Origin of the sequence: Bradyrhizobium sp. 147, from assembly GCF_023073935.1 — a bacterium.
Taxonomy (GTDB): Bacteria; Pseudomonadota; Alphaproteobacteria; order Rhizobiales; family Xanthobacteraceae; genus Bradyrhizobium.
Genome location: NZ_JADPKL010000046.1, coordinates 19,159 through 29,988 on the forward strand (window position 1 = coordinate 19,159; position 10,830 = coordinate 29,988).

The window sequence follows — 10,830 nt, forward strand, 5'->3', positions numbered from 1 at the left end:
TCCGCTTGTTGAGTCCAGAGCGGGCCAGATTTGCTCAACCTGAGTTCTTCGCGTTTTGACCGAAGCGGACTTTCGGTTTCAATCTACTCGATCACTCTGTCTGCCAATAGGAGCACTTGCTCCGGGACGGCCAAATGCAACGCTTTGGCCGTTTGGAGATTGATCACGAACTGAAACTTCGTCGGTTGCTCAACTGGCAAGTCTGCATTCGCACCTTTTAGGATGCGGTCCACGTAATCGGCCGCTAGAACAAATAGAGCCTTGATATCCGGCCCATAAGCCATCAACCCACCCAAGTCTGGGTAATTGGTGACCTGATATACTGTCGGCAGGCGGTACTTAAGTGCGATTGATGGCAATGACCGCCGCGGCGGGTCCGCAAGTACGTAGACGATCTCGCACTCCGCAGCCTGCATGTCGGCGAACGCCTTTTCGACGTCCTCGGGGTTTGGCGCAACGAACCGTTGGGCTGAAATGCCGATGACGTCCGCCGACCTGACCGCTACGTCAGCCAACGCCGGATGCGTCGGGTTGTTTGAAGTGAGTACACCGATTTTCCGCACCTTGGGAAACAGAAGGCGAATGATGTCGAGGGTCTTCGCTGTGAGATCACCGAACATATTCGCAACGCCAGTGATGTTACCGCCGGGCTTGGCAAAACTTCTGACGAAGCCAGAGCCGATCGGATCGATGGATGGCGCCATGATGATCGGAATTGTCGAGGTCGCTCGTTGTGCAGCTGCAATCGCAGGCGTCGCTTCGGCAATTATGATGTCCGGCTTTAGTGCAACGAGTTCCTCAACTAAATGCGGTAACAGCGCGTAGTGTCCCTTGGCTTCGCGCAGCTCGAATACGAGGTCCTTTCCCTCCCGATATCCCTTGGCTTCCAAAGCTTCTCTGAACCAGCCGATGATCCTGTCGCCTTGTCCGGAGGTAACCAGCCCAACCCGCCATGGCTGCGATCGCTCGGCGTGCACCACGGCGTCAAAGGCAACCAAAGAGGCTGTCGTAAGCAAGGCACGACGCGTTACTGAACGAGCCATGTGTCTCTCCTTGTCCGCACTTCGAGGTTAGCACGGGCGGATTCCTCAAAGAATATGGTCTCGCTTGCTGCGGTGCGTGAGAGTCGGGTTGCGGCCCGTTTGGGACCTTGCGATGAGCACTAAAGATGTCCGCTCATCAGGTCCGACCAGAAGCCAACGCGGGGTGACTAAACCGACGCGATTGACGCGAAGCGGACTTCAAGCGCCGTCCCGGTCTGGCGTAGCAGCAGGCCACTGAAATCCAGCAAGCGCGTCTTCAGCAAGTTGAGAACATCGTCGTGAAAACATGCGCTCCGTCCAGACGGAACGCAGGGCAACTTCGACCGCTTCGCGGGGCGCCGCTGGATATCGCGTCAACAATTCCGTCACAAGCTCCTCAAATTGCGCCCCCTTTGGCTCCTTCGGTATGGAGCCAAACGACAAGGGAAATTCGGGGTTGCGATCCACATCGTAGTAGGCCTCGTACCGGTAGTCGTCGCTCATTACTTCGGAAACAACGCCGACCTCGAATGAAGCCTCTCGTTTCCAGTCATAGCCCAATCTGCGCCACCAGTACTCCAAGACCTCGAGTTCTACGACTGTCGTCGATGGCCCCGCCTCACAGCAACCGATGTTAGGGGGATCGCCATAGTGCAAACTCCGGTGACAGATGGCAGTTGCCACATCCGGATCCTTCTCGAAATAGGGCTGTGAAATCGCCAATCGAAAATGATGACCACAGCGTTGACATGCAGCGAGAACCAGAGCGGCCTCACGGGCATAAAAATTTGCGACCGCGTCTGGCTTGAAAGGTCCATAGCGAGGGACTGCGGACTCATCGAACCATGAAGGCTCTTCGCTTATGCGGCTACGAATGTCGGAATAATTCGTGTACAAAGCCATCTCCGAGTCCTTGAGGAACGCACCGCTCCAGCGGACTAGATTTGCTCAGCTTGAGTTCTTCGCATTGTGACCCACAGCAGAAGTAACGGCGATGTTCGTGGAAATCACTCGGAGTGCTTTCCCCTAATGACACGCCAGTATTCCTCCGCGACGTCAGGGTCGATTTCGACAGGTGCGGAGCTTTCAGCGTAGAGGCGGTCTTTGCCATCTTCGCGGGCCTGAAATCCAAAATCTGTCTCTAGTGTCAACTTCGAAGAAGTTTGCCTTGAACCCACTACCTTTCAGGCTTTGGAAAGTGCGCCCCCCATAGCTGATGGATTTACCCGTTTTTGAGAAGGAGACGCGGCCGATCCGCGCCGGTCCATTCAGCGATGCGGATTTATTCTCGATGTACATGATGCGCGTTTGCGGCACTGACCTGCACTCCGCCCTGCTGTTCGCGCGGATGAAACTGAATTTCAAAAAGGACCGGGTGGGTAGTCATTTGGGCTTGGCCCGGTATTGGTATTGTTCCCATCTGGAGACACCTTCATTCCTTGACGGAACGCATAGCCGATGAACGCCGCGAGCACAGCAAAACAGATGAGAGCGGGGAGCCAGTGCGGCACGTTCAAGCCCTCCATATGCGGCCTCAGTTGGCGGCCTCTTCATTCTACCAGAAGCGTCCAGCCACGGCACGCCAATCACAACTTAGACGACAGTCCCACAGGGAACGTGAGGCGAGTGGTCACGATTAATGGATCGTTGCTGGCCACACTTTAAAGGTCGAACTTCCGATTTTGGCCCGTCTGCGAAGTTGCGCCGGGTCTGAGGGAGGTCCGCTGATCGCGGCAGAGTGGACCGGATTTGCCCAGCCTGAGTTCTTCGCGGTTTGACCCAACTAAGACATTGGAAGCTTCTGCCCTACGTTTCGCGTTTAGGACCACGGCGGCTCTTCGGTCCCCCCGGCTGCCTCATGGAGGATCGTTACACCCGCCGAACGTAACGCAGTTAGCAATACAGTTCTTACAGAGGCAGGATCAAAACCAATATCTTGGGCATTTGGTGGATGTGCCTCGCTGTTCTTCAGTCGGAGCGCCAAGTGCAATTGCTCCCAAAGGTGCTGAACGACGAGATTGACCTGACCTGGCGCGAGTTTGACCGCGCTGCGCGCCATCTCGATTTGGCGCGGACCCTCAACCCGAACGACGCTATGGTTCAAATTACTTGGGCATCGGTCCAGGCGTGTCTGGGCCATCCTGGGCGTGGCCTCGAAGCCGCCGAGTTCGCCAGACGTATCAACCCACTCCACCCCGGGTGGTACAGCTATTACCGATCGCGGACCCTCTTTCTTCTCGGGCGCTATGAGGAGGCTGCGGCAATCCTCGAAGAGAGTACCAGAGCGAATCCTTTGCAGCATCCCCAGGATCTTGCGTGGTGCGCGGCGGGTTGCGGCCACCTGGGGCGAACCGAGCAGGCGAGTCAGTGTGCGGGACGGTTTCTCCAATCAGTTCGTGGGCTCTGGCGTGGTGATCCTGCGGCGGGTCCGGAGGTCTATGTGAACTGGCTCGCGGATGCCTCTAATCTGCGGCGTCCTGAGGACGAAATGCGCTTGCGTGAGGGGCTGCGGTTGGCCGGAATTCCTGCCTAACTAACATTCAATACGTGAGCCAAGCGCACTGAGGTCCGAAGAAACCCGACGACGGCATGAACGGTGACTGGGGTAGCCTTTGACCCATTTCGGACTTGGGCGTAGCCGGACATCGACCCACAATCGTGCTATATAACCATTCGATTTCCCCAGTTACGGGGGAGCATCTTGAGCAGCGAGCACGTAGAGAGACGACTAGCAGCTATTCTGGCGGCGGATGTCGCAGGCTCTTGCCGCTTGATAGGGATAGACGAAGAAGGCACGCTGGCGCGACTGAAAGCGCTTAGAAGGACGCTTTTCGATCCCAAGATCGCGCAGCATCACGGTCGTGTCGTCAAGAATACCGGGGACGGCGCTATCGCCGAGTTCGCCAGCGTAGTCGACGCGGTCCGATGTGCCGACGAAATTCAGCGCGGCATGGCCGAACAAAATATTGACGTGCCGCAGGACAAGCGGATCGAGCTCCGCATCGGCATTCACGTCGGTGATATCATTATCGAAGAGAACGATATCTTTGGTGACGGGGTCAATATTGCAGTGCGTCTCGAAGGGATTGCAGAGCCGGGCGGCATCAGTATCTCGGACGACGCTCGCCGGCAAATTCGTGGCAAGGTAGATGTAACGTTTGAGGATTTGGGTTCGCAGTCCTTGAAGAATATCGCCGAACCGATACGGGTCTGGCGCGTCCCATACGGTCGCGCCGTGCCAGCCGTGCCGAACCGCTGGCCTGTTTCTGAAACCCTTGCTCTGCCGAATAAACCCTCGATCGCCGTTCTCCCCTTCACCAACCTGAGCTCCGATCCGGAACAGGACTACTTTGCCGATGGAATGGCCGAGGACATCATCACGGCGCTGTCTCATTTCAAGGCGCTGTTCGTCATCGCCCGCAACTCGAGTTTCACATACAAGGGGCGCCTCGTCGATGTGAAGCAAGTCGGGCGCGAGCTTGGGGTGCGCTACGTGCTGGAAGGCAGCGTTCGCAAAGCGGCAAACCGGGTGCGACAGCTCGTCGATACCTCCACCGGGGCACATCTTTGGGCAGACCGGTTTGATGGCGGGATCGGCGACATCTTCGATCTGCAGGACCAGGTGACCGAGAGTGTGGACGGGGCGATCGCGCCAGCGGTGGAAAAAGCCGAAATCGAGCGTGCCAAGCGCAAGCCGACCGAGAGTCTCGACGCCTATGCCCTCTATTTACGCGGTTTGGATAGGCTTTATCAGTTTGCAAGTCCGCAGGCGAACGACGAGGCATTGCGCCTGTTCAACAGCGCGATCGAGCTCGACTCGGATTTTGCGTCCGCCTACGGTCGTGCCGCCCATTGCTATGCTATTGCCAAAGTCAATGGCTGGATTTCAGTCACTGCGAACGAGATTGCCGAAGTGACGAGGCTCGCCCAACGGGCGGTTGAGTTGGGCAAGGATGACGCGATCGCGCTCGCCGCCAGCGGGTATGCATTAGCGTATGTCGTTCGCGATCTCGAGGCAGGGGCCGGCTTAATCGATCGTGCGCTTGTGCTCAATTCCAACCTGGCCGAGGCATGGAGTTTCGGCGGCTGGGTAAAAAATTGGCTCGGCGAGCCGGAAGCGGGGATCGAGCGCTTCGCGCGTGCCATGCGCCTGAGCCCACTTGATCCGTCGCTGTTAAGAATGCGAAGCGGGACCGCGCATGCACATTTCTTCCTCGGCCGCTATGACGAAGCGGCATCGTGGGCGGCAATGGCATTGCAGGACAGTCCGGGCTATCAACCTGGATTACGCATCGCCGCCGCGAGCAATGCAATGGCCGGACGGTCGGAGCAAGCACGCAAGCTAATGGCTCGGCTGCGGCAACTCAATCCCGCGCTACGTATTTCCAATCTCAAAGAGCTGCTGGCACCTTGGCGTGCCGAAGACTTTTCGCGATACGAAGAAGGTTTGCGGCGAGCCGGGTTGCCCGAATGACCCTCGCAGAAAGATGCTCGCCCGTTGGGACGAGATGATCCAAATAGGGGCGACTTCCGTTGTTGCAAGCAGATCGAACATCCAAACTGGGTGCATTGAAGTCTGCACATGACCCCGTTGAGGACATTCGGTAGCAAGCTACAGATCCGTGCGCTAACCTCGCCTTCGTGGTGGATTGTCATCTTGAGCGGGCGCCCAAGCGGTCGAGGCAAAGGCAGTGGCTTAGCCGCGTGCGCATGGGTGCTGAATTTAGGTTCAAAGGAGGCGTCAAACCGAGACTATCATTTTCGAACACGTGCAAGGGAGGGATTCATGATCGATATCCGCACTGCACCCTATGCCGCGCTGTTGCTCCGGCTTTGTCTCGCGGGGCTTTTCATTGCTCATCTTTACTGGAAGGTCGCGACAAGAGGCCTATCAGTTTGGTGGACCGCGCTGCAAACCGCGGGATACTCCGACTGGGCCCTGTACTATACCCTTAGTGCCGAGTTTGCTGGTGCCGTTCTGCTTCTCCTCGGCATCTACACCCGATACGTCAGCCTATATGCGCTGCCTTTGATGATCGGGGCGACGCAGTTCTGGGCCGTTCGCAAAGGATTCTACTTCACCGACGCTGGCTGGGAACTTCCGCTCGTCTGGTCCGTCATGCTCGTCGTGCAGGCGTTGCTGGGCGATGGGGCCTATGCTGTTCGCATGCCAACACTGCCATGGGATCGCGGCGCACAACAAGCGAGGGTCCAAACTTGACGATGCTGTCAGGCTCACCTCTTCAGGTGGCGCTTTTCGGCCTTCGGTCGGCAAGCTGAACACGTCGGCTTCACTGGCGTAGAGCCGTCGCAAATGCGAAGTGCCAAGGTCCGAGACTGGCCCATCGCGTCATTTCACTGAGTTGCGGATTTCAACCGCTGTTCGGGGTAAAGCGGACTCTGGCGAGCCGGCCGCCCGGCCGATTTATGGGTCACGGCCTAGTCTGGGGACTTCCTTTGCCGCGCATGCGGCCGCGGCGCGAGCCGCCGCCACCGCCATCCAGTCCCGCAGCAGGCCTCTGTCCTCCTTCGAAAAGAACGCGCGCCGCTTGAGATCCTCCAGAGTCTCGCCAGGATGGCATCGCTCGAAATCCTCGCGGATCAGCGACTCGAGGTGGGTCAGGTCCCTCTCGCTGATTGAATCGGGATGCTGGCGCGAGCTGGTCCTCATGGTTGCCTTATGCGCTCAGTCGTGGCCACTCGGATGCAGCACAACGGAAAGTGCGATCGTTGGTTCACGAACAGATCTACCGGATCTTGGAAGCCGCAACCTGGGGCAAGACGTCGGTGCACGGGCTCGGTTATAACTAAGGTGGTTGCAGCTACCTCCCGGGCGCGATGCCGAGAAAACTGAAGACATACCAAACCTCGCTGGGCTTCTTCGACCAGGCCATCGCAGCGCCATCGATGAAGGCGGCTCTGGAGGCGTGGGGCGCCGACAGCAACCTGTTCCACCAGGGTTTGGCGAAGGAAACGACGATCCCGAAATCGTCGCCGCGACGACGGCGAAGCCTGGCGTCCTGCTCAGGCGGCCCTCCGCCTTCAGCGCCTGGCGATAGGGCTGCACGGCGCGTTGCAGCGTCCGCCGGCTGACTGTCACGCCTTTCTCGGCCAACAGGTCCTGGCGCACCACGTCGGCATTGCCGCGATGCCGAACGAGCGTCTCGCGCAGCCAACCCTCAAGGCCGTCGAGACGCTTCGGCCGCTCAGGCGACTTGAACGCCTTCACCCCGCCCGCCACCACGTAGCCCTTCACCGTGTGATGGCCGCAGCCCAGCTGTCGCGCAATCCGCTTCAGACCCCACCCGCACGCCCTCAGGGGCAACATCTCCGCCACGTCATCCGGCGTCTTCATCACCTGCCCCCGTGGATCAATCCACGACGAGCCTTCAGTGATTCGTTCCTGCTTCATTCACTCTCTCCCCAGCTATCCGAGGAGGGGGCAATTCCTCGTGACGCTGAGGGGGCAGTTTTCCATGGCGCGCGACAGGGAGATCACGCCAGGGCGCTGCGGATCGCAGGACCGAGAAAATTCCACTGATGACACGGCGGTCGTTTACCCGGGGAACGCCACGCGGCTTGTTCGGCAGCATCGGCCTGATGGTGGTCCATTCATGATCCGCGAGTTCGTAGCGCATGGTTCGAGCCCCCAGTTATGAGAGGTTTGAATCACGGCAGCTCGGCCGGAAGCAACGCTCCTAGCCAATCCCCTGATAGGGCTTATCGGCAGAAGCTTATATCAACTGACCGACGAAGCCCGTTTCTCCTATGTAGCCCCTGAGACAGACGCAGCAGGTGAAACGCCGTTAACTTTTGCTGCGAGGAGGACATAGCCATGCTGCAGAAGCGAAGACGGATCAAGCATACCATGACCTTCGATGAGCGACTGGCCAAGTCGGCTGCGCAACTTAAAGAGCAAGCCCGGGGGATGCCGCCTGGTCGGGAGAAGGACGCTCTTATGAAACGAGCGCGCCAGACCGACGTCGCAGTTCATATCAACGAATGGCTCACGTCACCAGGTTTGCGCCCACCGCGATAAATGACTGATCGTCGGCTTTACACAGTCGGCAACGACGGGCAATTCGTGGCATGCCGGGTCTTTTCGTGCGAAAATGACGACGACTCGATTGTATGGGCAAAGCAGTTGATTGACGGAGCCCCCGCGAGCTTTGGAGTCTCGCTCGGTTCGTAATCAGGCTTGAGCCGAGGTATGGCTCGGACCCTCATTAAAGTAGCTTATCGTAATTCAATCGAACCGCTTCGTAGCATTCGCAGGCGCTTTCCCTCAGCCCCTCAACGTTGAGGATTTCGATGCGCCCTCGCGTGTACCTGATCATCCCGGCTTGTTGCAGCGTATGCGCGACCGGGCTGACGCTGGTTCTGTTCCTGCCCAGCATTTCCGCCAGAAATTCTTGGGTGAATGGCAGGGTGTCGCTTTCAGCTAGATCACGAGCCCGGAGCATCCAGCGGCAAAGCCGGGCTTGAGTGTCATGTGCGGCCATACATGCCGTCGACTGCTGAGCTTGTGCGAATACGGTCTGTTCATGCCGAACGAGCATGGCGATCAAAGCGCGGCTTTGAAATGCCGCGGTCTCTAATGCCTTGGCGTTACACTCCAAAGCGTTGCCAGGCAGCTGAATGATTGCGCGGTTCAGGGATATTTTCCCGTCGAGCGCGGCTCCCGCTCCGACAACGCCATCTCGGCCGACCATTGCGGCCTCGACTGACTGTCCCGTTGACAGGGGCACGACTAATGACACCACGCAGGTCAGCGGGAAGTATACGACAGGTACCGGATCGCCGGTATCAAACAAAATGCGCTGGTGCTCAAGTTTGACAGGCCGGAGGTGCGGCTTGAGGACTTCGAGGTCGGCAGCAGACAAGGCGCCGAGGATACGGTTTGATTCGATCATTGAAAGCTCTCGCGCAGTAAGGCGGGAGCATTTCAACTCTCAGTCACTGACGCCTAGTATCGTGGCCAGCAATGTCTCCTTCTTACGCTCATTCAGGCGGCACGTCTGTAGTGCGATGGACATAGCGCGGGCTGTTTCACTGACGGGGCGGGACCCCTACGCCTTTATGGGGCTATCCAAATGGCTTTTTGGAAACGAACTCAGGAACCATTGTGCGCCGCTTTACTTAGCATTCGTGGCCCCAAAGACCACCGAAGAGGTCAAATGGCCACAGTTTTAGTCGTTGAGGATGAAGTTCTAATCAGGGATCTTGTGGCGGGAGACCTCCAAGAGGCTGGGTTTACCGTGGTCGTCGCACAAAACGCTGATCATGCCATCGCCATTCTGGAAGCCCGCAAAGACATCCATTTGCTATTTACAGACATCGAAATGCCGGGTTCCATCAACGGGCTGAAGCTCGCCGCTGCTGTCCGGGACAGATGGCCTCCGGTGCATATCATCATAACTTCCGGGAAGTTGAGGCCACTTGAAATTCCGGCAAACGCGCTTTTCATCGCAAAACCTTACCTCGGAAAGAATGTTGTTGCCGCGATGAGAACCTTTGAAAATATGTCCCACTAGCTGCCGTGGTCTACTCTCCTGCCACTTGACGCATGGGTCTCTATCGCAGCGCATACTACCTTTGTCGCATCACGCGCTTGGTTTACGGGTACACGTCCTACCGACAGCAACCTCCTGCCACCTCCCGCCTGCGAGAATTGCACCCGCGAAATGATGCCGGTGGGAGCTTTGCGCGCAATTGGCGATCGGCAGGCTGTACAAGTGCCTTCCATGTCAGCGGATCGTCTCGGCACCTGTGCGGGACTAGGCCGGGCCCGCTGAGCCTCATAATTTCAGCAAACTGAACTGCAGGTTGTTCGGGCACGGCAGCGAGTTATCGCGAAGTCAGTCGGCTTGATCTTGCGCAAAACGTCGAACTCTGCGGTTCGAGTCGGAAAGATCGTCGTGATCCTTTGCGGACGTAGCACAACGCTCGCTCAGCTATAAAAGTCGCTGTTTATCTCCTTCCTCCGGATAGACGTCACGACCTGAGATCGTTCTGTAGGAACGCTAGTGGGCGTCGCGCTGGAACGGGAACGAATGCTCCTGCCGGGCATTGAATAGGTGAGACCGCCGCCGGCGCATGTCGCGGATAGCCAAAGGTCCTCAACGACCCGCTGTTCTCAATACAAGCGCTCGCGCAAGATAGCCAAAAGCGGCGGTCTCCGGCTTTTTTTCAGAAATCGTCTGCCCAGCCTTGATTGAGGTTCAGGGTAGCGCCGGGCGATACGGCCTGCCGGGGAGGGTTTTATCAGCGGAAGTTCCCGTTATGCGAAGCAACATCGACATTGACCGTGTACACAGCCGAGCCATCGTTCGAGAAATCGGCGACAGACTGCACTCGTATCTGAGACCAGAGCCGGAATTGCCAGCGCGCCTAAAGAGCCGCATCGCCCGGCTCCGCGACCTAGAGCAGCACTCGCCGTCAATCGTTCCCAATGCGGAGCATTGGAAAGTAAGCATCCGGCGTAGGCCACAGGCGGGTTAGTCGTCACTCAGCAGCGTCATCAGCTCGCAGATCACGCCGCCTGCGCAGCAATCGCTGTCCCGGCGTCCAATTCCAGGGCAGAAGCTCTTCGAGCCGATGAGCTGGGTGGTCGGCGATGCGGGCAAGGATATCGGTGAGCCAGGCCTGCGGATCGACGCCGTTCATTTTGGCCGTGACGATCAAGCTGTACATGGAAGCTGCGCGCCGTCCGCCACGATCAGAACCGCAGAACAACCAGGATTTTCGTCCGAGAGCTATACCTCTTAATCCTCGCTCGGCGGCATTGTTGGAGAGGCACACGCGGCCG

The 10,830-nt window shown here is 58.0% G+C and carries 8 protein-coding genes and 2 pseudogenes; 5 read left to right on the plus strand and 5 right to left on the minus strand.

What is annotated here, in order from left to right:
- Nucleotides 1–83: 83 nt before the first annotated feature.
- Nucleotides 84–1,043, minus strand: a complete 960-nt coding sequence (locus tag IVA87_RS11255) for an ABC transporter substrate-binding protein (RefSeq protein ID WP_247333577.1) — start codon at nucleotides 1,041–1,043, stop codon at nucleotides 84–86.
- Between the two features lie 198 nt (nucleotides 1,044–1,241).
- A complete protein-coding gene (locus tag IVA87_RS11260; RefSeq protein ID WP_247333578.1) occupies nucleotides 1,242–1,925 on the minus strand; it encodes a hypothetical protein in 684 nt (227 codons plus the stop codon).
- Nucleotides 1,926–3,006: 1,081 nt separating this feature from the next.
- Between IVA87_RS11260 and IVA87_RS11265 the strand changes: the two genes are divergently transcribed.
- The 4 genes and pseudogenes from IVA87_RS11265 to IVA87_RS11280 form a co-directional block, all read left to right on the plus strand.
- Nucleotides 3,007–3,555: a tetratricopeptide repeat protein gene (locus IVA87_RS11265; RefSeq protein ID WP_247333581.1), complete on the plus strand. Its 549-nt coding sequence runs from the start codon at nucleotides 3,007–3,009 to the stop codon at nucleotides 3,553–3,555.
- A 168-nt stretch (nucleotides 3,556–3,723) separates the two neighbouring features.
- Complete coding sequence (locus tag IVA87_RS11270) at nucleotides 3,724–5,496, plus strand: adenylate/guanylate cyclase domain-containing protein (RefSeq protein ID WP_247333582.1); 1,773 nt, start codon at nucleotides 3,724–3,726, stop codon at nucleotides 5,494–5,496.
- A 312-nt stretch (nucleotides 5,497–5,808) separates the two neighbouring features.
- Complete coding sequence (locus IVA87_RS11275) at nucleotides 5,809–6,243, plus strand: DoxX family protein (RefSeq protein ID WP_247333583.1); 435 nt, start codon at nucleotides 5,809–5,811, stop codon at nucleotides 6,241–6,243.
- A 617-nt stretch (nucleotides 6,244–6,860) separates the two neighbouring features.
- A pseudogene (locus tag IVA87_RS11280) lies at nucleotides 6,861–7,057 on the plus strand (cell envelope biogenesis protein TolA); the annotation flags it as partial.
- Nucleotides 7,058–7,510: 453 nt separating this feature from the next.
- Here IVA87_RS11280 and IVA87_RS11285 read toward each other — a convergent pair.
- Both IVA87_RS11285 and IVA87_RS11295 read right to left on the minus strand, forming a co-directional pair.
- A pseudogene (locus IVA87_RS11285) lies at nucleotides 7,511–7,660 on the minus strand (transposase); the annotation flags it as partial.
- 588 nt (nucleotides 7,661–8,248) lie between these two features.
- Nucleotides 8,249–8,935, minus strand: coding sequence for a Crp/Fnr family transcriptional regulator (locus IVA87_RS11295; protein WP_247333584.1), 687 nt, complete (start codon nucleotides 8,933–8,935; stop codon nucleotides 8,249–8,251).
- A gap of 264 nt (nucleotides 8,936–9,199) precedes the next feature.
- On the opposite strand from IVA87_RS11295, the gene IVA87_RS11300 reads away from it, so the two are divergent.
- The gene (locus IVA87_RS11300; protein WP_247333585.1) at nucleotides 9,200–9,556 is read left to right on the plus strand and encodes a response regulator; all 357 of its coding nucleotides are present in this window, start codon (nucleotides 9,200–9,202) and stop codon (nucleotides 9,554–9,556) included.
- A 970-nt stretch (nucleotides 9,557–10,526) separates the two neighbouring features.
- On the opposite strand, the gene IVA87_RS11305 is transcribed toward IVA87_RS11300, so the two are convergent.
- The coding region (locus IVA87_RS11305) for a transposase domain-containing protein (RefSeq protein WP_247333586.1) at nucleotides 10,527–10,830 on the minus strand (304 nt) is incomplete at its 5' end.

What these genes read in the sequence shown, in the direction of transcription:
- IVA87_RS11255 (WP_247333577.1), bottom strand. Translation starts at nt 1,043, where the DNA reads ATGGCTCGTTCAGTAACGCGTCGTGCCTTGCTTACGACAGCCTCTTTG.
- IVA87_RS11260 (WP_247333578.1), bottom strand. Translation starts at nt 1,925, where the DNA reads ATGGCTTTGTACACGAATTATTCCGACATTCGTAGCCGCATAAGCGAA.
- IVA87_RS11300 (WP_247333585.1), top strand. Translation starts at nt 9,200, where the DNA reads ATGGCCACAGTTTTAGTCGTTGAGGATGAAGTTCTAATCAGGGATCTT.
- IVA87_RS11275 (WP_247333583.1), top strand. Translation starts at nt 5,809, where the DNA reads ATGATCGATATCCGCACTGCACCCTATGCCGCGCTGTTGCTCCGGCTT.
- IVA87_RS11295 (WP_247333584.1), bottom strand. Translation starts at nt 8,935, where the DNA reads ATGATCGAATCAAACCGTATCCTCGGCGCCTTGTCTGCTGCCGACCTC.